Here is a 21,294-nt window from a genome sequence, read left to right on the forward strand (position 1 = left end):
GCCTCCTATGACTCCTTTAACGCCTGCGTTAGGGCCTGGTGAATATCTCCATCTATAAGAATAGAGCGTTCACTGATCTCAATCGGGGCTTGCGCCTGCCCAAAATTAATGCAGGCATAAGTTGCCAGCGGATTGGCATAAGTGCGCTGCCAGAAAGGGTATTTAATGATGCCAGGAGTATTGGCGCCAACCCCCAGCTCCAGGTAAAGCACCTTGTCAGCGCGGTGAGCGGCCATGAAATCCTGGTAGCGCTGGGCCGCCTGATGCCAGCCGGCGTCCTCAACGAAAGTGTGATCGGCGCGCAGATTCATACTCATAGGCTCACCACACCTGGGGCAGTGCGGCACAAGCTCGCTGGAAACACGCATGTCACGCTGGGTTTCAACCATGAGCTTCACGGTCTCATAGTTGTCGTAAGTATCGGCGTGGCAAGGCTGGGAGCACTGCCACAGGCCGTAATCACCCTGCGTGTAAAACAAACGGTCTTTAGGGAAACCGGCCAGTTGAAACTGGTGATCCACATTTGTGGTGAGCACAAAGAAATATTTGCCCGCTAACAGCTGAGCCAGCTTGTCGTAAGTGTCCTTGGGGGCTGGGACGTAGCGGTTGTACCAGATGTGCCGGCTCCAGTAAGCCCACTGTTCTTCCAAAGTTTTGAAAGGATAAAAGCCGGCCGAGTACATGTCAGAAAACCCGTAGGCCTCAATGAAATCCGCAAAATACTTCTGGAAGCGCTCACCGGAGTAGGTAAAGCCCGCTGAGGTGGAAAGGCCCGCTCCGGCTCCAACTACGACGGCGTCTGCGTTGGTTAGCGCTTCCAGAAGGCGTGAGGTTTTAGTCATGTCCCTTGCTTACGGACAATGCTTACTTGCAGATAATGCTTACTTGCGGACAACGCTGATGCGCTGGCCTACGTGGTTGCCGGACTCGATTTCGTCGAGCATAGCCACAGCAAAGTCAGCGTAAGAAATGATGGATTCTCCGCGCTCGTTCACGGTCAGCTCTTCGCCGCCCAGGATGTACTCGCCGGTGCGCTCGCCATCAGCCTGGAAATCGCAAGCGGGGGAAATGTAGGTCCAGCGGACGTCGTCGTGCTTACGTAGCTCAGTCAGAGCAGCGCCCATCGCAAGAGCGAGCGGCTTGAAGGCCTCGGGGAAGTCAGGGGCCTGCGCAACGGTCAGGCTGTGCTCGGGGTTCAGGTAGAGGCTGCCGGCCCCACCTACAACTAGCAGGCGAGTGTCGCTGCCAGAGAGGATGTCGCTCAGGTGAGCCAGAGTAGTTGAGTGCTGGGGGAGGGTTTCCGGGGTCCAAGCGCCGAAAGCGTCAACAACTGCGTCAAATCCCTCCAGGTCCTGAGCGCTGAGCTCCATGATGTCCTTGATGACGGCCTTCTTGGCGGGAGTCCTGTTTTCAGAGCGGACAAAAACGGTCACGTCGTGGCCACGTTCTAGAGCTTCCTTGACGATGAGCTGACCGGAGTGCCCGTTTGCTGCGACGACTGCAATTGACTTAGCCATGAGTTTTCCTTTAGGTAGATTCGCGCGTAAATCGCTCTGTGTTCCTTACGAGTAACAGCGTAGAATCAATGCATAACTTTAGGAAGTAGGCACTATTTTGTGCTATAGGTACCTAAAAGTAACTATTGGCGTGACCTGCTGATATATAAGGAGGAATGGTGGGGTTGAAGCTAGATCAGCTGCCGGCCTGCCCGGTAGAGACAACATTGACCCTGATCGGTAACAAGTGGCAGGTGCTGATCCTGCGCGATCTGGGAGATAAGGGGACCTTGCGTTTCAAAGAGCTGCAGCGTTCAATCGGCAAAATCTCCCAAAAGGTGCTCACCACAAATCTGCGTGCCATGGAAGAGGCGGGGATTGTGCATCGCGAAGTATTTGCGCAGGTGCCGCCGCGAGTTGAGTACTCCCTCACGGAGCTAGGCCAAAGCCTCCAACCGGTGCTGCAGGCAATGAGCCAGTGGGGTGAAAACTATAAGAAGAGCCTGCGCGATAGTTAGATCAACGTGCTTACGCGCTGGGGCTAGACGGCGTCGCCGTCGGGGCTGACGGGCGGAAAGTAGAGATCCGGGGAGGCTTGCGGGCCGGTGAACAGGTCATCAGCGATCTTGCTGATCGTGTCGCGCAGCTCCAAATGCTCCAAATAACGCGGCGGAATCCCAGCCAGCCCCAGGTGAGCGCCGACAATATTGCCGGTAATAGCCCCCGTGGAATCACTGTCTCCACCATGGTTGACCGCCGAGGTGATAGCCCCTGCAAAATCATCCTCGTGGCGCAGCGAGCACAACAAACCAATGGCCAGGGCCTCCTCAGCCACCCAGCCCTCGCCCAGGGCATGAATCGCCTCCAAGTCAGGCATGTCACTGTTTGCCAGGCGCAGTGTGTAACGCAGCAGCTCCTGCAACTGGCCAAGATAATGCGCGTTGGGGAAAGCTTCAGGCAAAGTGTTCAACGCCTGCGTGGCAGCCTCTCGCACTGAACTAGTCTCGTCGCGGGACAGGAGGCTGACAATATGGACAAACACCCCGGCCGGCATCCAGCCCAGCTCATGGCAGTGGGTTAGCTCAGCTAATTGCGCGCCTAGGCGTTGCAGCTCGACGCCGGAAAAGCTCGGGCAAGTGTTGATCAGCCCCACCGGCGCCATGCGCATAATCCCGCCGCAGCCCTTGGAGTTATTTACAGCTTTGGCGCCGCTAGCCATGGCCTCGCAAGCATTCATGCAGGTTACGCCCGGTGCGCGCGAGGCAAAAAGCTCAGGCAGGCTGGAAATCCAGGCTTTGTGATTAGCTAGCGGGTAGGGGCTGACCTGCGTATACATCCACTCCACATAGAACTGGGCCATTTGGGCCGGCGCGTAAGCGGCAAGCGCGGCGGGGGAAGGCAGGGTGGCGGGTGCCGGGGCAGGGGCACCGCCAGCGGCGTGGGTGTCGCTGGAGACGGGGGCGCTGCTGGAAGCCTGGGAGCCGCCAGAGGCCTGAGTTGAGAGCGCAGCCAGCGAGCATAGCAGGCTGTTGGCGGTGTACAAAGTCATCTGCGTGTCGTCAGAAAACGGCGCCAAGCCGCGCTCATCTAGCTGGTAGTCGCGGATACCGTGCGAACCGTAACGCGCAGCAATCGCCTCCTCGCGGTCAAACTCAATCGCATAACCCAGCGCGTCACCGGCAGCCCCGCCCAGCAGGCAGCCACGATACTTGTCGATGTTTCCCATTTGTGTGTTCCTTTTCAAATGTTCTGGTTGTCGGGCGTTGCCTGGTTGGCGAGCGTTGGCTGGTTGGCGATTTTGTCCTGGCGGCGGCCCGACTACCAGCCGCGCAAAATAGCTTCCAAGCCGCGCTCAAACTGGGCGCTGAAATCCCATTTTCCGGCTAAAACTTCGCCGATCAGCGGTTGCAAGGCGGCTGCGTCAGCCGGGTCAAGCATGGCGCTGACGGCCATGAGGTCTTCTGTGCCAGCGACGACGGCGTCGTCGGCCCCTTCAGAGGGGGCGGCTGGAGTGGGGGCTGCGGCTGGGGCGGCGCTGCCTGGCTTGGCGACGGCGTCGTCGCTTGTTCCAGCAGGCGGCACTACCTCGGCGGCAACGAAACCAGTGGTGTACACCGAAACCGACGTGATCAGCGCCAACGTTTCCGTAGTGGGCGTAAAACCGCTGCGGGCCAGCGAAGCAAGCACCCCGGCTAGCAGGGAAAGCTGCTCAGGCGTGGAAATCGGGTGGGTCATCAGCAAAATGACCGTGTTGGGGTGATCCTGCAAAGTGGCGCGCAGGCAGTTCGCATACTGGCGAATATATTCCTGCGCCTGCAAGGCCTGGTCAGAGGTGCCCGATGCGGCAGGGGCGCCCGGTGCGGCAGGGACGCCCGGTGCGGCAGGGGCAGCCGCTGTAGCAGGGGCGCCCGGTGCGGCGTCGTCGTGAACGCCGTCGGCCCCTTGAACCAGAGCCAAAAAACGCTCATAAGTTAGCCGCCAAAGCTGCTCGCAAATACCCTCCAGCAGGGCCGCCTTATCAGGAAAATGGCGATAAAACGCGGCCTGCGAAACCCCTAAGCGCTTGCCCAGGCTCCGCAGCGACAGGGCAGAAAGTCCGGCGTCGTCAACCAACTCCAGCGCGGCTGACAAAATAATGTCGCGTGTAAGCGCACGAGATTTCGACGACGCCATAGACTCTCCGCTCAGCTGTGGTTACTCCTGCCTATAACGAAACTGTACCAAGGCCAGGGCTGCAATTGCCGCGAAAAATCCCCACAAAACCGCCAAGCTGGGCCAAATATCGGCAAAACCCTGCCCATCCAAACTCACCTTGTGGATCGCGTCGATCGCCCAATAAGCAGGCGAAACGCGCGCGGCATCCTGAGCCCAATCAGGAAAAGACGAAACCGTGCAAAACGCCCCGCCAATACCGGCCGCCAGCATCCCCACAATATTAGACAGTGACAAGGCCGTGTCCCGGCTGTGCGTCCACAGCGCAATGGCCACGCCCAGCGCCGCTAAAACCGCCGAAAAACTGAGCAAAGTTGCCAGCAACGCCAGCAGCGAACCCTTCGGGTCAAAGCCGAAAATAATTGCTCCCAGGGACAAAACCACCAGTATCTGTGCACTTTGAATTATGTAGGCCACCAGCGCTTTGCCGGTTAGCACCGTGGGGCGCGACAGTGGGGAGGCCTCCAGGCGCTGCCAAGTACCCCAACTGCGCTCATTAAAAAACGAGTCAATAATATTTTGCACGGCCAGGAACGAAAACAGCACCGCGATTGAAGGTACGGCCTGCTCGGCCCCAGAAACGCCCCGGTAGCCATCACTTAGCAGCATCGCCTTAAAAGCTGGCATCATGAACGGGATCAGCACCAGCGGAATCACCGTCAAAACCAGCGTGGGCGCCGGGTCGCGCAGCTGCAGGCGCAGGTTCAGGCCCGCAACGGCGCTTAGTTGTTTGAGTTGCTTAAGCGGCTTCATTTTCACTCTCCTTGGGGGTGTTTTCCTGTGGGGCCGGGGGTGTGGCTGGGGCGCTTTCCGGAGCCTGGGCGGGGCGCTTGCCTGCGGGGCTGGGGCTGGGGCGAGATCCTCGGCGTCGCTTTCTTTGAGGATCTGCAGGTAGGCGCTGTGCAGGTCAGCTTGAGGCACGTGCACCTGCACAGGAACCTGCCCGTAGGTGGCCACGATCTGCTCCAGCGAGCCCTGGGCTACCAGGCGGCCCTGGTTCAAAACGGCGACGTCGGCCCCCAACTCCTCAAATTCGGCCAGGTAGTGGGAGGTATAGACGACGGCGGCACCCTGCGCAGCTAACTGCCTGACAGTGTCCAGAATCTGGCTGCGCGCTTCCACGTCAGCGCCAACAGTTGGCTCATCCATGAAAATCAGTTTCGGGCGATGCATGATAGCCATGCCTGCGTGCAGGCGACGCTGCTGGCCGCCCGACAGATGCTTGGCGCTTTGATTGGCTTTTCCTGTCAGGCCCAGCATTTCCATAACTTCTTCGCTGCGTGCCTTGGCGGCGCGGCGGCCCAGCCCGTGCAGGCGGCCGAAATAGCCAAGGTTTTGGGCGACGGTTAGATCCGGGTAAATGCCCAGCTCCTGCGGGGCGTAACCGATTAACTCGCCAACATTGTTTTGGGTGGGGTCGACGCCGCAGATGGTCACGCTTCCCGAATCTGCGCGGCGCAGTGAGCATGCGATGGTGATGAAGGTTGATTTCCCAGCGCCGTTGCGGCCCAGCAGCCCCAAGATTTGGCCTGGCTCTACGCGCAGGCTGACCCCACGCAAGACCTGATTGGATCCGTAAGTTTTGTGAATGTCGCGAGCCAGTAAGGCTGGCGGTGTGGTGTTCACTGTTTCCTCCAGTTGGTTAACGCTGTTAACTTTTGGCGCCGGGAAGTAGGTTAACAGTGTTAACTTAGGGGCGCAAGAGGGTTTTACAGAACAAAACTTAGGGGCTTTGCGCAGGCAAAAGCCCTGGTTTGGCCTCCCTGTGGAAGGCCAAACCAGGGCCGGTTTGTGTGGTTTTGTGTTAGAGACTAGTCCGCGTATTCGTGCCAGATTTGGCGCATGGGCACGCCTTTATCGAAGGTGCGGGTAGAGCCATCTTGGAAAGTGACCTCAACCTTTTCGCCCTCATCGCCATCGCCGTCGTCGTCAGGGCCGCAAACCCAATCCACCCACTCAATCGCGGGGGACAGGGCACCGTCGTCGCCAACAATGCGGTAGCCCTCGCCCAAAAATTCAGACATGACGGCTTCGATCTTGTCAGCTTGCATGGCTGCTCCTTGCTGGTTTCACTAGTTTTCGCGGGTGTATCGCTGGGATGTGCAGGTGGGGGGCGACGCCGGCAACGCTAAGCCTGAGCAAGGCTGCGCCCGGGTGACGTCGCCAATGCGGCACCCAGAGACGACGCTGGCACCGGGGCGGGCGCCGTCGTCCTTAATAACCACAGTGTATCGGGACGTCTTGACGTGTACCGGTGTGCGCGAATTAAAACGGGTCTAGGCTGGAAATATGACCCCAGAGATTACCTACCCTCAGTTCCAAGCAATCGCCAAAGCCATTGCGGCAGACCCGGCCAACGCCAACTACACCAAGCGCGGGGTGGAGCCGCTGTTCTACGCCGGGCCCCAATGCAAAATCATGATCGTGGGGCAGGCGCCCGGGCGCGTCGCGGAAGAAAGCGGCATCGTCTGGAATGACCGCAGTGGCGACCGCCTGCGCGAATGGATGGGCATTGACCGCGAAACCTTCTACAACTCGGGCAAACTGGCCATTGTCCCCATGGATTTCTACTTCCCTGGCACCGGCAAAAGCGGGGACCTGCCGCCGCGCAAAGAATTCGCTGAAAAATGGCACCCGCGCCTGCTGGAGCTCATGCCTGACCTGGAGCTAACCATCCTGGTGGGAAGCTATGCCACCAAGCGTTACCTGCACCTGAAGTCTTCCACCTCGCTGACCCAGGTGGTGCGCAACTATCGCGACTATCTGCCCACGTACTTCCCGCTGGTGCATCCCTCGCCGCGCAACCAGATTTGGATGAAGAAAAACCCCTGGTTCGACGAAGAAGTATTGCCCCAGCTCAAGGCGCGCGTGGGGGAGTTGCTTTAGAGGGGCTTAGTGAGGGGAGGTCTAGCGAGGGGGCGTTTAAAGAGGTGGGAGCTTGGTGAGGCGGTGTGGGGCTGTGACAACCTCTAGAATCCGGTCTACTGCAGGTGAAGTGGGCGGGTGGGTTAGGTTGGTCTGGTTGGTGAAGCGGGGCCGGTCGCGGCAAGTGACGTTAAAGCGAGACTGGCTGACGACGTCGTGCTGGGTGAAACAACCCAAGCGCAAACTGCCTGCAGATGATGGGCTGACTGGCTTAAATGCTGGGAAAAGTGGTCATTAGGTGAAACGAATAAGTTGAATTCGTTTCATACAAGATGTATAATTTTTGCATCTTGTTAGAAACGTTGGAGATGGCAATGCTGCGGGTCCTTCACCTGGAAAACTGGAAATCGTTCCATGAGCCAGTTGATTTCACGATGATCGCCGGCAAGGAAAGCCGTCACAGCGAGACTCTTTTCCGTGACGGTAAAGCGCGGATTTTGCCTACCACTGCCATCTATGGAGCTAATGCTGCTGGTAAATCTGCTCTGCTTGATGCAGCGCAGCAGCTCAAGACGTTAGTGTTTGAGCCTCGGGCGCGAGGTCGGCGTATTCCCTATGAGCCCCACAAGCTTTATGGTGTGGGGGAGCCTACCGTGCTCGGCGTCGAGATTGTTCTTAATGTTCCTGATTCAACCTCTAAAAGGGATGCGATTGTCTATTACGAAGTGTCCTACACCGCCGAGAAGGTTGTAGCAGAATCGCTTTATCGCTTGCGCTCTGTTGACGAGGAGGCAGTCTTTACTCGCGATGAACAGGGCGTGGAACTGTATGGGGATCTTGAAGACAATGAGTTTGTAAAAGCTCTGGCATTAACTGTCCAGACAAACCGACTGCTGCTGGAAACACTAGCTAATAGCGAGCAGAAAAACATTGGGCTTATCGCTGGAGTCATTGAATGGTTTGATTCTCTTAACGTGATCCGTCGAGGCACGTCATTTGTAATGATGTCGCAAGGGATTGCGAAATATGACACCTTTCGTCAGCAGATGGTCTCTGGATTATCGACGGCGGACACAGGTATTTGCGATGTTTTGTTCGATCCCGTTGAGCGTGAGAAAGTGCCGATGCCTGATGAGATGCTGTCGCACTTTGAGTCTCAGCTTGTTGATGACAAAGAAGCCTTCTTGGCCAATAACATTAGCGAGGGGGCGGTTTTCCGTATGCGTCTTAAGGAAAACGGGGAAGTCTCCTACGAACGGCTTGTAACCAAGCATAAAGACGGCGACGAACAGTTTAAGTTACCTCTTGATCAGGAGTCAGATGGTACTATCCGCTACCTAAATCTGCTTCCTATCCTTTACCGGGCAGGGCAGCAAAATAACCGTGGAGTGTACCTAATTGATGAGTTGGAAGATTCTTTGCATCCAAAACTTACGGAAGAGCTATTACGGCGTTTCTTGAATTCAACAGGAAACGATCAGTGTCGACAACTGATATTCACTACTCATGAAGTTCACCTGCTTCACTGTGACATGCTACGCAGGGATGAGATTTGGCTTGTTGAAAAGCATGGCCACAACTCTGAGCTTGTTCGCCTGACAGATTTCTCTGCTGAAGGCGTTCGAGACGGAATGGATCTGCAAAAGGCTTATATGTCTGGCCGCCTTGGCGGCGTCCCACGTCTCTAAGGGCTCATCATGGCGAAAAGGAAGCCTCCGTCTAGAAAGAGAACTCGTGGAGACCGTCAGCGGTTTGAGGGAAAGTCTCTTAAACCGCTGGTGCTGTTTGCGGCAGAGGGCGAGACTGAACGAAAGTATCTGCAATCCTTACGCACAAGTAGATACGGTGACCGTATTGTCTTTGATATTGCAAATACAGGAGATAGATCGTCACTGAGTAAATTATTGGAGAAAATACGGTATGAAGAAAATAAAAATGGAGGTGATACTAAAGGTGCCTGGATTGTCTGTGACAGAGACCAAAACGAGCTCCATAAGTCTAAGCTAGAGAAATGGCTTGAGAACTCAGATAAACATCATGCTGCAGTTTCCCATCCCTGCATTGAGTATTGGTTACTTCTCCACCTTTGCGCAAATCCGTCGTCGTCAACTGCCCAGAAAACCGAGAAAGAACTAGAAAAAAATTGGCGATGGGGTCAATACAAAAAGGGTTGCAATATCTCCTCAGAGCTCATCGAGGCAACTGATAGAGCGGTAAGCTGTGCACGTCAAAGACGCTCAAGTCTGGACATCGACGCGGATGCGTGGAATTCGTCCCAATGGACAGATTTACCAGAACTAATCGATTGGCTCGACGAGCTGGATCCTAAAGAGAAAAAACGCTGATATGGATGATTTGCGTATTATGCCCGGACCGGGCTGCCCGCATGGGTTGGTTGTTCCCGCTGGCGAGCTAGTGGAGCGTTTCTCTCACGCTTCAGGCCCCGGCGGGCAGGGAGTCAACACCGCAGATTCGCGCGTGCAGCTCAGTCTTGACCTGGCCACAACCACCGCCCTAGACAATGTCCAGCGCCAGCGAGCCCTGACTCACCTGGGAGAACGCCTCAACGGCAGCGTCCTAACCGTTGCTGCCGCCGAACATCGCTCCCAGCGCCGCAACCGCGTGGCCGCGCGCGAAAGACTAGCCGCAGTTTTGCGCGCCTCACTAGCCCCGCCCCGACTGCGCCGTCCTACAAAGCCCAGTCGCGCAGCTAAAATGCGCCGCCTGGCAGACAAAAAGAAACGTTCCGAGCTCAAAGTGGGGCGCCGTCGTCCTGGCATGGAGTAAGCAGACTAGGCGAACAAGGCAGGGCACCCCCTAACGGGCCTGGATTCATCGCCTGATCCCAGCATTACAATCAAGAACACCCCTACAGCGTGCTGGGCTGGCTCGCACCCAACCAATACGCGCGCCAAAGGGCACAACAACCAGAAAGGAGTCGCTGATGCCAGCAAAACCCCAAATCATCGCCGACCCCCAGACTAACCGTGGGACCGCCTTCACTGTCGAAGAGCGCAAGCGCTTCGGGCTGATGGGTCGTCTTCCCGCAGCTGTCGAAACACTCGAACAACAGGCCGCACGCGCCTACAAGCAAGTGTGTCGACTCGACGATGACCTCGACAAGTACATCTACCTCGAACAGTTGCACGACCGCAATGAGACGCTGTACTACAAGGTGATCATCGACCACATCGCCGAACTTCTACCCATTATCTACGATCCGACCATCGGCGAGGCCATCAAGAAGTGGTCCGCAGACTACCGCCGCTCGCGCGCCGTCTACCTGTCCGTGGATCGAGTCGAGGATGTGCGGCCTACGTTTGAAGGCCTTGGCCTCGGCCCCGATGACGTCGACCTCCTGGTGGTCTCCGACGCCGAACAGATCCTCGGCATCGGCGACTGGGGCGTCAACGGCACCGATATCTCCGTCGGCAAGCTCGCCGTCTACACAGCCGCAGCCGGTATTGACCCCTCGCGCGTCATCGCGGTCAACCTCGACGTCGGCACCGACAACGAGGAACTGCTCAACGACCCCGATTACCTCGGCAACCGCCATGGTCGCGTGCGTGGAGAACGCTACGACGCCCTCGTCAATGAGTACTTGAGCGTCACATCCGAGCTGTACCCTCGCGCACTCCTGCACTTCGAAGACTTCGGCGCCTCGAACGCACGCCGCATCCTGGTTAACAACCGGGATAAGTACCGCATCTTCAACGACGACATGCAGGGCACCGGAGCAATCGTCATCTCCGCTGTCATCGCGGGCATGAAGACCAACGGCACGACCTTCGCGGACCAGCGCCTCCTCGTCTACGGCGCGGGCACCGCAGGAACCGGCATGGCCGACCAGATTCACGCGGGCATGGTGCGCGCGGGACTGACCCCTGAGCAGGCGAAGGATCGCATCTGGCTGATTGACCGCGCCGGACTGGTGACCGACGACATGGAGGGGCTGCCCGATTACCAGGCTGCCTACGCGCGCAGCGCCTCCGAGGTCGCCGACTGGGAGCGCAAGGATGGCGCGATCGGCCTGCTGGAGACCGTGCGCCGCGTTCGCCCGACGATCCTGATCGGAACATCTACGGATCACGGTGCCTTCACTCAGGATGTCATCGAGTCTTTGAGCGAGGGGTGCGAGCGGCCCATCGTCCTGCCTCTGTCGAATCCGACAGAGAAGATTGAGGCTATGCCGCAGGACATCATCGCCTGGTCCAAGGGGCAGGCACTGGTGGCCACGGGCATTCCGATCCTTCCCTTCGACTACGAGGGGACGACTTTCCACATTGGGCAGGGCAACAACTCGTTGCTGTACCCGGGCCTGGGGCTTGGAACGATCGTGTCCGGCGCCCCTCACGTGACCGATGCGATGATTCTGGCCGCTGCCGAGGCCGTGGCCAGTCAGGTAACGTCGCACGAACTGGGTGCGTCCCTCCTGCCGCCGGTGGATCACTTGCGTGCGTCGTCGGCGACTGTCGCGGTTGCCGTCGTCCGTCAGGCTATCGCAGATGGCCAGTGCGACATGGATCCGGGTGACGTCGTCGAGGCCGTTCGCCGCGCCATGTGGCAGCCGGTCTACCGGGACCTAGAGAGCTGAATTGTGAGAGCAAGGCCGCGCCGGTTGCCGAGGGGTAGTAGGCGCGGCCTGCTGCTAGCTGAAGCTTAGACGAAGGTTGTAGCAGTAGAAACCAAGGCGGCGTCGTCCTAGGAAGTCACAGCAAGAAGAGCCCCTGCGGGGCCGACGTCGGTGTAGGAAGTAGCAGGAATAAAGGCCTTGCGGGGGTATCCAAAGGAAATGCCTCACAAATACTGAGATTTCATCCCTTCCCTATAAAACCCCATGGAAAAATTATAGGGAAGGGATGATTTTGCCTGTATTTGTCGGTCTAACTCCATGTGATAATTACCCAATGACACCCTCTGTAATCCCCACTGACGGCGACAAACAAGCGCTGGTGGCCAGGCTTCGTCAGGAGCGTGCGGCGGGTGTGCGCGGCGGAATCTACCACCGCCTGCAGGTGGAGATGACCTACAACTCCAACCATATCGAGGGGTCCCAGCTAACCCAGGAACAGACGCGCCTCATTTTTGAAACCTCAACAGTTGGCGGGGACGGCCTGCGCGTAGATGACATCGTTGAGGCACGCAACCACTTTCGCGCCATCGATCGCGTTATCGACGCCGTCGGTTCACCTATTAATGAAGCCTACGTAAAGGATCTGCACCGCATTCTCAAGCAGGGTACAACCCACTCTGACCTGGACTGGTTCGCCGTCGGGGACTATAAGCGGGTGCCCAACGAAGTGGCCATGCATGAGACCAGTGCCCCCGGCGACGTCGCCAAACACATGGCCCCCTTGTTCGACGCCGCCAACCGCCTTGCCACGCTGGAACAGATTCTGGACTGGCATGTGCGCTTTGAGCGCATCCACCCATTTCAAGACGGCAACGGACGCGTGGGGCGGCTGCTCATGCTGCATCAGTGCCTGGCGGCCGGGATCGTGCCGTTCATAATTACTGACGACCTCAAAGGTTTCTACTATCGTGGCCTGGAACGCTGGGGCGACGAAAATGGTTTCCTCACTGACACTTGCCTGAGTGCGCAGGATCGTTTTGTGGCCTACCTGGAGTACTTCCAGATTCCTGCCGGAATTTCTGGCATTGCCGGGAGTGCTGGTAGGGCTGGTAGTGCTGGCACTGCTGGGAGCGCTGGCTGAAAGGGACGACGTCGGTGTAGGAAGTAGCAGGAATAAGGGCCTGGCGGGGGTCGCCAAAGGAAATGCCTCACAAATACTGAGATTTCGTCCGTTGCCTATAAAACCCATGGAAAAATTATAGGGAAGGGATGATTTTGCCTGTGACGTCGTCCACCCCCTGCCACCTGCGGGGACCTACTAAAGCCGAAACCGAAGTGACAAATGGACTTTTATACCCTTGATTACATCATCTCGCAGCAGTCGACTGACTGGACCATGCGAGTGATTTCGATCCTGGCGCTACTACTAGTGTGCCTGGTTTTCAGCGTGCTTTACATGCGCGACAGGATGCGCACCCGCTGGCGGGATCTGGGTGTAGGTACCCTGATTCTTTCGCTGGTGCTGGTGGGGATTCAGACCGAGCAATATCTAGACCTGAGTGACCAAGCGGCCCAGTCAAAGCAGTTAGTGCTTTTCGTTAAGGGCGTTGCCCAGGATCAAAAAATCTCCACAGACGAAGTACTGGTAAATTCAACCAGTCTAAAAGACGGCATTATTGTGCGTTTTAAAGACGAGAATTACCGCGTTCACCTGAACGAAGACAACAACTCCTACACGCTTGAGCGTACGCACATTATTGACCACAACGTTTATGTGGATGGGAAGCACTGACATGGATTTCTATACGCTAACCGCAATTAAGTTTGTGCTTGGTATCCTCGTAATGATTATTCAGATTAACATTATGGGGAAATATGAGTTTTCGGTAAATACTCCGCTTAACCAGGGTCAGAACTTTGTGCTGGGTGGAATTATCGGCGGCGTCATTTACAACTCTTCAGTCTCCGTGCTGCAATTCCTGATCCTTGCGCTTATCTGGTCGCTTGTGGTGATCTCGGCAAAGCTACTGATAAGCAGTAACAAGACCTTTAGGCGGGCTATCTCAAGCCAGCCGGAAGTCATCATTTACGACGGCGAACTGAAAGTCGCCAATTGCGCCAGGGTTGGTTTGCGTGCCGAGCAGGTAAGCCGTTGCCTGCGTGAGGAGAACATCTCCAGCATTCGCGATGTGAAGGTTGGCATTATGGAGGCAAACGGTAATCTGATCATCCGTCAGCGTGGTGCACAAAGCAAGATTCCGCTGCTGCCGATCATTAGCGATGGCCAGATCATCAGCCTTGGTCTAGCGCTTGCCAACAAAGACAAGGCATGGGTGAAGCAGCAGCTCAAGGAGCAGGGCTACAGCTCGGCAAAGCACATTTACCTTGGCGAACTTGTAGACGGCAAGCTTGAGGTTGTGCCCTACAAGTAAACACAGGCAAAATCATCCCTTCCCTATAAAAATTCCATGGGGTTTTATAGGGAAGGGATGAAATGTCAGTATCTGCAGACGCAGTGCACAACATGTAGGCTCCGTGCCGGCGTCGTGCAGATACCATGCAGGCACCGCGATGTGTGTTTGTAGTACGGTGCTAGGCAGTGCTGGCTGGCTACGTAAATGCGTTTAACTAGCCAGGGCTGTGGCTTACCTGGTTGACTCTAGCTATTGCTAGCCAGTGCTGAACTGGGGTGCCAAAAGTTAAGCTGACTACCAGACTAGATCATTTTAGCTGGCTAACTGCTGCGTTAAGCAGTAGGGTTGCCTAGCTATCTATTCCTTATATTTCCCTACCTTTGTCGGTACGAACTCTCCCCAAGAGCCTGCAGCACCTTTAACGATTGGTTTAAGCACGGTTTCGTAAGGATTGTATACGGCCTGAGAACCATTATCGCACCACTGTGCGGCATATTTAATATTAGCTTCATATAGTTCTCTTTCTGTGTCTTTGAAGGTTTCTTTACCGATTTCCTTTAACGTATCCTTTAGTGTATGTGATAATACACCTTGCCGCAGTTCGTATGCATGCAATGTTTCTTTTGTAGTCCCTTCGCAAACTAATTTAGCTGTGTTATTGATTGGGGTGGTGGCAGCTTGTTTGATTTCTCCGCTAACTGCTTGTGTTGCAATGGTGGAAGTTTCAGATAGCTTTGCTAAAGTGCCACCTGCGCCTGCAATTGACACGGCGTCAAAGCCAGTTTCAACTATAAACTCGCCCCAACCAATATCGCCGTCGTATAGTTTCATGCCGTTTGAGGCAATATCAGTTGACGCCGAAGCAATTGTTAACACTTGCCCAGCCGTAAACAGAGCAGCAGCCACCGGTGCGCCAACACCAGTCAGGGCTAGCAGCCCGGCGGCAATAGTGCAGACTGTAGCTGCCTTTCCGGTAACATCGCTGATGTCATGCAGCTTGTCTTTGAGCGGCTTGTTCCACCAGTCAGCAATGCTGTCCCCGGCCTTTTCCCACCAATGCTTGGCCTTTTCAGCCGCAGGATCATTGTTCGCCGGCTGCGGGTTGGAAAGCCCACTTTGAAGCGCCGAGCTGGCTCCCGCGATCGAGGAGGCCTGCTCCTGCTCATCCGCGTTGCGGTTTAGCGTGGCGGCGGCGTCGGAAAGCTGGGTCGCTGCGTTGTTGAGCTGGCCCATGAGGTGACCGTGCCAGTCGGCCTTGAAGCTGTCGGCGTCTTCGCCCACCCAGCCGCTGGAATTTAGCCGCGAGTTGATCGTTGGAATTACGTCGCCGGTCAGTTTCGACGAGTTATCCGTAAACATTTGCGCCAGTTGACGTAGGGCTTCTACGTCTGCGCCCACTGTGGTCATGGGGCTACCCTCCCTGTGGCGGGGCCCGGCGTCGTCGCAATGCGCCCGGGCCAAGTGACATTAACTGCCTACAGGGTATTTACGCTGGCGGCGGCGCGGGTATGGGGATTAAGCCCCGCGTGGGTGGTGAGGGTGGCGGTTAAGTGGTAAATGTGCAGGTTTTGGGGCCGACGACGGCGCTCGGCTGGGTGGGGGCGGCATTTGTGTTGCTGGGTGCCTGGGTCTTCTACAAAACTGAACCGGCACCTGGGTCCGCAAAAACTGAACCGGCCCTGGGTGCACAAAAACTGAAATATCGTCCGTTCCCTATAAAAATACACGTATTTTTTATAGGGAACGGACGATTTTGCCTGTATTTGCCTGTGTTTGGTTGTCAGGAGTGGGACTTGTTGCGGTTGGCGAAGAATGCCGACACGATCAAGACCAGGCCAATCGTGCCCAGGGTACTAGCCCCTACCGCCGTCCAGGAGAAGTGCACTCCCATAGCCAGCGCCCCCAAAATTGCGGCTGCGGCCAACATGATCAGGGAAGCAATCAGGGTGGACACACGCGGACGCTTTAGCTCGGCAGGCTCTTTGCTGCTCTGGCCCCGCCAGACCGCATCGTCCTTAGTGGACTCGGAGGAGCCGGTGGACTCGTAGGCATCGTTGGAGTAAGCGCCGGTGGAGTTGTAAGCGGCTGAGCTGGCCGAAGTGCCGCTCGCGCTGGTTTCCGTGGCGCTGGCTCCCGTGGTGCCGGTCCCCGTCTCACTAGCTCCCGTCGCGCTGGCGGCGCCGGTGGTGGACAGCGGGCTGGCAGGCTCATCGTAGGAACTGTAGCCTCCGCTGAAGTTGTAGGAGTCAGCGGAACTATTGGAACTGCTGGACCCGTAGGGGTCACCGGAGCTATCGGGATTCAGGTAGCTGCTGTTGATGCTCATTTGCTTGTTTCCTTAGTTGCTGGTGGGGGCCGATTCGATAGTGCGCACCTGGCCTACAGCCTGGCCCACCTTGACCGTGATGGTGCCCTTTGAACTGTGTGCGTTCGCGCCCTTTGCATTTGCGCTCTGCACGCTAGCCGGCGAAGAGAAGATCAGCTTGCTGCCAGAGCCTGAAGGCCAACCGTTAACCGTGCTCTTTTCGTAGTAGTACATGGCGAACGGCCGCGAGCTGCCCGAATTGGTGCCATTGTTCGCGCTGCTGCCTGCGCCGCTGCCGTTGTCACCATTGCTCGACGCCGTGGCGCCGGGGCTGGCCACTGCGCTGCCAGGGGTTGCACTTGCGGTGCCAGAGGGGGTAGCCACTGCTGTACTGGGGCTGGCCACGGCCGTACCAGAGGGGCTGGTCGCTGCCGTACTGGGGGAGGCGGTCACCCAGTTGCGCGGGGTGGGGGTGCTGGCGTCGTCGTCGAAATCGTCGGAGTCGTCACCGTCGATAGAGTTGTAGGTGTTGGTGGGCTGCAGGGTGTGCACGACGCCGTTCTCACTGACCTGCCAGGGGGAGTAGGCACTCAGCGTGGCCGCCTCTACACCCTTAGAGTGGTCCATCTCAATCCGCACGCTCTGTCCGTAGGCGGTTTTAATAGTCAGCTGGCCAACAAAAGAGTTCACCGTGATGGTGCGGTTTTCGCCGGCTGGAGCCTGGGTAAGGTCAAGGGTTGTTTCACCTACGAAGTTCGGGATCGAAGGAACCATGTAGTTGTAGTTGGACTTATCTACCCGAACATTTTGCCAATCAATATCCAGCGCGCTTTGCGGTGCCGCCGAAGTGATTGCAGCGATCGGCATGAAACCGAAAATCAGGGAAAATACTGCCATTACGCTGATCCAGCCGCCGTGACGTCCGCGTACTGCGCACACTGCCAGGGCCAGGCCCATCACGCCTGCCGCTAAGGCCGCCGAGATCACCAGGGAGCGCAGGCTCTGCTCAAGCACCATAGGAATTGCGCACATCACCAGCAAACCCAGGGTGATCAGGCTTAACATGCTGCCCGGTCCGGGTACCCAGTTTTTACGCTGGTAGGGCTGGTAGTTAGGGCGCGGGCCGCCCGCGTTGTAGTTGCCCTGCCAACGCGGAATGGGCTTACCGTTGCTGCCTACGGGCGGGGCGGAAAAAACCTGCTGGCCCTCGCCTCCGTTGTAAGCGCTGTTGGGGCCATAATTGCCGTTGTAAGTGCCGTTGGGGCCGTGGCCGACGCCGCCGTCGTAGCCTCGGGTTGAGGCGTAAGCCCCGTTTGGGTCGTAGTTTTCTGAGCCGACGCCGTTGTTTCCGTAGCCGCCGTCAGTGCCGCCCCCGTTGCCGCCGTCGGGACCATAGCCAGCGCCGCCGTCGTAACCGCCAGGGCCGTAGGGGTAGCCAGAGTAGTTTTGCGAGTTACGCCGTGAGTTAGCGATGAGCAGCACTGCTACCACAGCGGCGATACCAATAAGGGTGCTATTACCAAAAAAACTGGGTAAGATGGGTAAGAAACCTAGCGAAACGCTTGCCGGGGCGCCACTAAAGAGCGCTAACACAATCGCGCCAGCCAGGCCGCCGGTGAAGTCGCCGTGCAGAGCCTGCTCCACGTGGATGCGCCCATCTTCAACCTCGGGCAGGAAAGCCCAGGCCAGGGCGTAGAGGAAACCGCCAAAACCAAGCAGGGCGGCAACTATAAACAAGATGCGCACCAGGGTCATGTCGATGCCGTAGCGCTGGGAAATCCCCGAGCATACGCCACCAAGCACGCGCGGCTGGGCGCGGTAGAGGTTCATGGCGCGGATCGAGTTAAAGAAGCGGTCCATGCCGCTTTGGCCGTAGGTGCCGGGGTTGCTGTGGTAGCCGGGGCCCTGGTGGCCGGGGGCCTGGTAGCCGGTGCCCTGGAAGGTCTGGCCGGGGCGGCCCTGCGCGGTGCCGGCCTGGCCGTAAGCGCTCTGGCCGTTTTGCCCGTAAGCGCTCTGGCCGCTCTGCGCTGAGCCCTGGAACCCAGAGCTGGTCTGCGCGGAGCCCTGCGCGGAAGTAGAGTCCGCAGCACCCTCGCGCTCGGCGTCGTTGTTAAAGTCTTTGCTGTTCATGCTTCAAGTTTGCAGCTAACCGATGCTTTGGCGATATTGGGGACTACCCTGATATAACCCTGATTAATCCCTACCCACCCCTAATGGCACCCCTGTGCGTGCAACTATATAAACGTGAGTGCCACCCCTAATCAGTTCTCTGACTTGCCGCAGCTTTCCCCAGGGCCGAGGTCGCAGCCCCTGCCAGGTTCGACGCCACAGTCTGCGGGTTCGACGCCGCTGGCGGGCTCAGCGTCACCTATCCCCAGATCCGACGTCGCCGCTCGCCTCAGCGCCGCTCGCCTCAGCGCCGGTCGCCTCAGCTCCGGCCGCATCTGCCCCTATTGGGGCTCAGGCCGCCGAGCCGGCCCCCGCTGCCGCACAGTCGGACCCTGCTGGCGCCCAGTCAGCCCTCGCGGCGGGCCAGTCTGAGTTTGCGGCGGGCCAGTCTGAGTTAACTGCGGGCCAACCCTGGCGCCCCGACTTCACTCCGCCGCCTAGTTGGCGTAACCCCCGAGGTAGTGGGCGAGGGAGCGCCGGTTCGCAAGTAGACGGCGCGCGCAGTCACTATGGTCGGCAAAATTGGCCGTGGGACAGTGTCTACGGGCAGGAAAGCCGCGCGTGGGGGAGTGCTACTCAGGCCGGCCCCCAGGCGGGCGGTAGGCAGCCGGGAGCCAGCCGTGTGACAGGTGGCCAGGGCGCCGGTAGCCGAGCCGGAACTCAAGGCGGTACCCGGGCGGCGTCGTCGCGCCCCCAACTGGTGCGCCTGAACCACAACCCCACCCCACTAGCTGACGGGCACATGCCACCAGCAGCCCTAATGGGTGGGGTGTGCGCGGGCATAGCCACGCACCTGGGCGTAAACGTGTGGCTAGTGCGCGCTATTTTTGTGGGTCTGCTCTTCCTAAACGGGGTCGGCGCGATGGCATATGCCCTGGCCATAGCCCTAATTCCAGCCGGCAACCCAGCCAGTTCACAGCTAGCCGCCCCCACCCGCCTGGCCGCGCAGCTAAACCAGCTACAGAGCAAAGACGGCAGAGATCAGGCCACCACCATATTTAGCGGCGTAGTGCTGCTAGCCCTGGCCGCAATCCTGGTGGCCTGGAGTCGAGGCTGGCTGGAAAGCAACGCCTACCTGCCGCTGCTGATAATCGGTTGCGGCGCTGCCCTGGCCTGGAGCCAAGCCGAAGAAGTAATGCATACCCCGCGTTCAATGGCGGCAATCGCGCGCTTAGCGGCCGGCCTGGCCCTAGCAGTTTTAGGGGTGTTGATTTGGCTTAGCGACCACACCGACATGTCAGGCATGCTGATCGGTGCGTTCGCGGCCCTAGTGATGCTAAGCGTGGTGGCCCTAGTGCTCGCCCCGCTGTGGCTGGGAGTAATCAGACAACTATCCCAAACCCAAGCCGCCCAGGCGCGCGCCTCCGAACGCGCCGACATTGCCGCCCACCTACACGATTCGGTACTGCAAACCCTCACCTTGCTGCGCGCCCAAGCTGACGATCCCCAGCGTGTGGCCGCCCTGGCGCTAAGCCAAGAACGTGAACTGCGCGCCTGGCTTTACGGGGACAACCATCCCACCAACGAAAACCTTCGCAGCGAGGTAGAAAGCGTTTCACGTGAAATTGAGCAGCTTTACGGCGTGCCTGTAGATAGCGTGATTGTGGGAGACACCCCGGCCACCGCCAAAACCCGCGTGCTCACCTCGGCCCTGCGTGAAGCCCTAGCCAACGCGGTACGCCACGGCAAACCCCCAATCAGCCTATATGTGGAGGTCAGCGGCCAAGAAGTGGAAGCCTACGTGCGCGATCACGGCGCCGGCTTTGACCTAGAAACCATAAACCCAGACCGCCACGGGGTGCGCGATTCCATCATCGGCCGGATGCAACGCCACGGCGGCAGCGCCACCATCCGCGCGCGCGAACCTGGCACAGAGGTGTGTCTGCGCCTGGCCTTGCAGTAGGTGGCTGGCCTTGCAGTAGCTCTGTAGGAGCTGGCTGCACTGGGTGGCAGGAGCTGGCTGCACAAAAACTGACATTTCGTCCGTTGCCTATAAAACCCCATGTATTTTTTATAGGGAAGGGATGATTTTGGGTGTAGGGATGATTTTGGGTGTAGGGGAGCCAATACAATTAACTACATGGCTGAACCTCTACGCGTCCTGCTCGTTGACGACCACGCCCTTATCCGCGCCGGGGTGCGCGCCCAACTAGAGCGCGTACCACAGCGAATCACCGTAGTGGGCGAGGCCGAGGACGTGCCCGGGGCAATCGCCGCCGTCCACGCTCTAAAACCCGATGTGGTGCTGCTAGACGTGCACCTGCCCGGCGGCAGTGGCTCCGGTGGCGCCCAAGTGGTTCGAGACTGCGCAGACGTTAGCTCCACCCGCTTTTTGGCCCTAAGTGTCTCTGACGCCGCCGACGACGTCGTAAGCGTTATCCGGGCCGGCGCTCGCGGGTATGTCACTAAAGCCATTGCCCCGTCTGACCTGGTGGCAGCCATTGAGCGGGTAGCTAGTGGTGATGCTGCTTTCTCCCCGCGTCTAGCCGGTTTTGTGCTGGATGCGTTCGGCTCCACCCCAGCGCAGGTAGAAGACAGTGAACTAGACTTACTTTCCAACCGTGAACGCGAAGTTATGCGTCTAATTGCGCGCGGCTACACCTATAAAGAGGTAGCCGGTGAACTGTTCATCTCCATTAAAACTGTGGAAACCCACGTCTCTAAAGTGCTGCGCAAGCTGCAACTATCTAACCGCTATGAGCTAACCCGCTGGGCTAACGCCCGTAACCTGGTCTAACTCCACCCTGCCATCTGCCTGAC

20 protein-coding genes and 1 pseudogene are annotated in these 21,294 nt (G+C 58.0%); 11 read left to right on the plus strand and 10 right to left on the minus strand.

What is annotated here, in order from left to right:
- Positions 1–5: 5 nt before the first annotated feature.
- Both HMPREF0045_RS08405 and HMPREF0045_RS08410 read right to left on the minus strand, forming a co-directional pair.
- Positions 6–842, minus strand: coding sequence for an SIR2 family NAD-dependent protein deacylase (locus tag HMPREF0045_RS08405; RefSeq protein WP_005987445.1), 837 nt, complete (start codon positions 840–842; stop codon positions 6–8).
- A gap of 39 nt (positions 843–881) precedes the next feature.
- Entirely contained in the window at positions 882–1,517 is a 636-nt protein-coding gene (locus tag HMPREF0045_RS08410) for an NAD(P)-dependent oxidoreductase (RefSeq protein WP_005987447.1), read from the minus strand.
- A 155-nt stretch (positions 1,518–1,672) separates the two neighbouring features.
- Here HMPREF0045_RS08410 and HMPREF0045_RS08415 point away from each other — a divergent pair, with 155 nt between their 5' ends.
- A complete protein-coding gene (locus HMPREF0045_RS08415; RefSeq protein ID WP_021604516.1) occupies positions 1,673–2,014 on the plus strand; it encodes a winged helix-turn-helix transcriptional regulator in 342 nt (113 codons plus the stop codon).
- A 23-nt stretch (positions 2,015–2,037) separates the two neighbouring features.
- Here HMPREF0045_RS08415 and HMPREF0045_RS11095 read toward each other — a convergent pair whose 3' ends face one another.
- From HMPREF0045_RS11095 to HMPREF0045_RS08440, 5 genes and pseudogenes are all read right to left on the minus strand, one after another.
- Positions 2,038–3,222, minus strand: coding sequence for an ADP-ribosylglycohydrolase family protein (locus HMPREF0045_RS11095; RefSeq protein WP_005987452.1), 1,185 nt, complete (start codon positions 3,220–3,222; stop codon positions 2,038–2,040).
- A 92-nt stretch (positions 3,223–3,314) separates the two neighbouring features.
- On the minus strand, positions 3,315–4,169 hold the full coding sequence (locus HMPREF0045_RS08425) for a TetR/AcrR family transcriptional regulator (RefSeq protein ID WP_005987454.1): 855 nt from the start codon (positions 4,167–4,169) through the stop codon (positions 3,315–3,317).
- Positions 4,170–4,190: 21 nt separating this feature from the next.
- Positions 4,191–4,961: an ABC transporter permease gene (locus tag HMPREF0045_RS11260; RefSeq protein ID WP_040316315.1), complete on the minus strand. Its 771-nt coding sequence runs from the start codon at positions 4,959–4,961 to the stop codon at positions 4,191–4,193.
- Positions 4,962–5,354: 393 nt separating this feature from the next.
- A pseudogene (locus HMPREF0045_RS11265) lies at positions 5,355–5,834 on the minus strand (ABC transporter ATP-binding protein); the annotation flags it as partial.
- Positions 5,835–6,019: 185 nt separating this feature from the next.
- Positions 6,020–6,259, minus strand: coding sequence for a hypothetical protein (locus HMPREF0045_RS08440; RefSeq protein ID WP_005987458.1), 240 nt, complete (start codon positions 6,257–6,259; stop codon positions 6,020–6,022).
- A gap of 238 nt (positions 6,260–6,497) precedes the next feature.
- Here HMPREF0045_RS08440 and HMPREF0045_RS08445 point away from each other — a divergent pair, with 238 nt between their 5' ends.
- The 8 genes from HMPREF0045_RS08445 to HMPREF0045_RS08480 all read left to right on the plus strand — a co-directional run bounded on the left by HMPREF0045_RS08445 (position 6,498) and on the right by HMPREF0045_RS08480 (position 14,078).
- Positions 6,498–7,094, plus strand: coding sequence for a uracil-DNA glycosylase family protein (locus HMPREF0045_RS08445; protein WP_005987461.1), 597 nt, complete (start codon positions 6,498–6,500; stop codon positions 7,092–7,094).
- 329 nt (positions 7,095–7,423) lie between these two features.
- Positions 7,424–8,761 (plus strand): AAA family ATPase, encoded by a 1,338-nt coding sequence (locus tag HMPREF0045_RS08450; protein ID WP_231196722.1) that lies wholly within the window; start codon positions 7,424–7,426, stop codon positions 8,759–8,761.
- A 9-nt stretch (positions 8,762–8,770) separates the two neighbouring features.
- On the plus strand, positions 8,771–9,418 hold the full coding sequence (locus HMPREF0045_RS08455; RefSeq protein ID WP_005987465.1) for an RloB family protein: 648 nt from the start codon (positions 8,771–8,773) through the stop codon (positions 9,416–9,418).
- A gap of 1 nt (position 9,419) precedes the next feature.
- Positions 9,420–9,860 (plus strand): alternative ribosome rescue aminoacyl-tRNA hydrolase ArfB, encoded by a 441-nt coding sequence (gene arfB / locus HMPREF0045_RS08460; protein WP_005987467.1) that lies wholly within the window; start codon positions 9,420–9,422, stop codon positions 9,858–9,860.
- 115 nt (positions 9,861–9,975) lie between these two features.
- Positions 9,976–11,667, plus strand: coding sequence for an NAD-dependent malic enzyme (locus HMPREF0045_RS08465; RefSeq protein ID WP_269146533.1), 1,692 nt, complete (start codon positions 9,976–9,978; stop codon positions 11,665–11,667).
- Between the two features lie 313 nt (positions 11,668–11,980).
- Positions 11,981–12,787, plus strand: a complete 807-nt coding sequence (locus tag HMPREF0045_RS08470; RefSeq protein ID WP_196793423.1) for a Fic family protein — start codon at positions 11,981–11,983, stop codon at positions 12,785–12,787.
- A 201-nt stretch (positions 12,788–12,988) separates the two neighbouring features.
- Positions 12,989–13,438 carry a DUF3290 domain-containing protein gene (locus HMPREF0045_RS08475; RefSeq protein ID WP_005987472.1) on the plus strand — a complete coding sequence of 150 codons (450 nt, stop codon included), beginning with the start codon at positions 12,989–12,991 and terminating at the stop codon, positions 13,436–13,438.
- A gap of 1 nt (position 13,439) precedes the next feature.
- Positions 13,440–14,078, plus strand: coding sequence for a DUF421 domain-containing protein (locus HMPREF0045_RS08480; protein ID WP_005987474.1), 639 nt, complete (start codon positions 13,440–13,442; stop codon positions 14,076–14,078).
- Between the two features lie 339 nt (positions 14,079–14,417).
- Here HMPREF0045_RS08480 and HMPREF0045_RS09820 read toward each other — a convergent pair whose 3' ends face one another.
- The 3 genes from HMPREF0045_RS09820 to HMPREF0045_RS08495 all read right to left on the minus strand — a co-directional run bounded on the left by HMPREF0045_RS09820 (position 14,418) and on the right by HMPREF0045_RS08495 (position 18,495).
- Positions 14,418–15,419, minus strand: a complete 1,002-nt coding sequence (locus HMPREF0045_RS09820; RefSeq protein ID WP_155813182.1) for a hypothetical protein — start codon at positions 15,417–15,419, stop codon at positions 14,418–14,420.
- A 421-nt stretch (positions 15,420–15,840) separates the two neighbouring features.
- Entirely contained in the window at positions 15,841–16,386 is a 546-nt protein-coding gene (locus HMPREF0045_RS08490; RefSeq protein WP_005987477.1) for a hypothetical protein, read from the minus strand.
- 12 nt (positions 16,387–16,398) lie between these two features.
- On the minus strand, positions 16,399–18,495 hold the full coding sequence (locus HMPREF0045_RS08495; RefSeq protein ID WP_005987479.1) for a PspC domain-containing protein: 2,097 nt from the start codon (positions 18,493–18,495) through the stop codon (positions 16,399–16,401).
- Positions 18,496–19,156: 661 nt separating this feature from the next.
- Here HMPREF0045_RS08495 and HMPREF0045_RS08500 point away from each other — a divergent pair.
- Complete coding sequence (locus HMPREF0045_RS08500) at positions 19,157–20,437, plus strand: ATP-binding protein (RefSeq protein WP_005987481.1); 1,281 nt, start codon at positions 19,157–19,159, stop codon at positions 20,435–20,437.
- Positions 20,438–20,614: 177 nt separating this feature from the next.
- The gene (locus HMPREF0045_RS08505; RefSeq protein ID WP_005987483.1) at positions 20,615–21,271 is read left to right on the plus strand and encodes a response regulator; all 657 of its coding nucleotides are present in this window, start codon (positions 20,615–20,617) and stop codon (positions 21,269–21,271) included.
- The last annotated feature ends 23 nt before the right edge of the window (positions 21,272–21,294 follow it).

It is taken from the genome of Actinomyces graevenitzii C83, assembly GCF_000239695.1.
Lineage (GTDB): Bacteria > Actinomycetota > Actinomycetes > Actinomycetales > Actinomycetaceae > Actinomyces > Actinomyces graevenitzii.

Excerpts from the sequence above, each read along its gene's own strand:
- HMPREF0045_RS08405 (WP_005987445.1), bottom strand. The coding sequence starts at position 842 with ATGACTAAAACCTCACGCCTTCTGGAAGCGCTAACCAACGCAGACGCC.
- HMPREF0045_RS08410 (WP_005987447.1), bottom strand. The coding sequence starts at position 1,517 with ATGGCTAAGTCAATTGCAGTCGTCGCAGCAAACGGGCACTCCGGTCAG.
- HMPREF0045_RS08415 (WP_021604516.1), top strand. The coding sequence starts at position 1,673 with ATGGTGGGGTTGAAGCTAGATCAGCTGCCGGCCTGCCCGGTAGAGACA.
- HMPREF0045_RS11095 (WP_005987452.1), bottom strand. The coding sequence starts at position 3,222 with ATGGGAAACATCGACAAGTATCGTGGCTGCCTGCTGGGCGGGGCTGCC.
- HMPREF0045_RS08425 (WP_005987454.1), bottom strand. The coding sequence starts at position 4,169 with ATGGCGTCGTCGAAATCTCGTGCGCTTACACGCGACATTATTTTGTCA.
- HMPREF0045_RS11260 (WP_040316315.1), bottom strand. The coding sequence starts at position 4,961 with ATGAAGCCGCTTAAGCAACTCAAACAACTAAGCGCCGTTGCGGGCCTG.
- HMPREF0045_RS08440 (WP_005987458.1), bottom strand. The coding sequence starts at position 6,259 with ATGCAAGCTGACAAGATCGAAGCCGTCATGTCTGAATTTTTGGGCGAG.
- HMPREF0045_RS08445 (WP_005987461.1), top strand. The coding sequence starts at position 6,498 with ATGACCCCAGAGATTACCTACCCTCAGTTCCAAGCAATCGCCAAAGCC.
- HMPREF0045_RS08455 (WP_005987465.1), top strand. The coding sequence starts at position 8,771 with ATGGCGAAAAGGAAGCCTCCGTCTAGAAAGAGAACTCGTGGAGACCGT.
- arfB (WP_005987467.1), top strand. The coding sequence starts at position 9,420 with ATGGATGATTTGCGTATTATGCCCGGACCGGGCTGCCCGCATGGGTTG.
- HMPREF0045_RS08470 (WP_196793423.1), top strand. The coding sequence starts at position 11,981 with ATGACACCCTCTGTAATCCCCACTGACGGCGACAAACAAGCGCTGGTG.
- HMPREF0045_RS08475 (WP_005987472.1), top strand. The coding sequence starts at position 12,989 with ATGGACTTTTATACCCTTGATTACATCATCTCGCAGCAGTCGACTGAC.
- HMPREF0045_RS08480 (WP_005987474.1), top strand. The coding sequence starts at position 13,440 with ATGGATTTCTATACGCTAACCGCAATTAAGTTTGTGCTTGGTATCCTC.
- HMPREF0045_RS09820 (WP_155813182.1), bottom strand. The coding sequence starts at position 15,419 with ATGTTTACGGATAACTCGTCGAAACTGACCGGCGACGTAATTCCAACG.
- HMPREF0045_RS08490 (WP_005987477.1), bottom strand. The coding sequence starts at position 16,386 with ATGAGCATCAACAGCAGCTACCTGAATCCCGATAGCTCCGGTGACCCC.
- HMPREF0045_RS08495 (WP_005987479.1), bottom strand. The coding sequence starts at position 18,495 with ATGAACAGCAAAGACTTTAACAACGACGCCGAGCGCGAGGGTGCTGCG.
- HMPREF0045_RS08505 (WP_005987483.1), top strand. The coding sequence starts at position 20,615 with ATGGCTGAACCTCTACGCGTCCTGCTCGTTGACGACCACGCCCTTATC.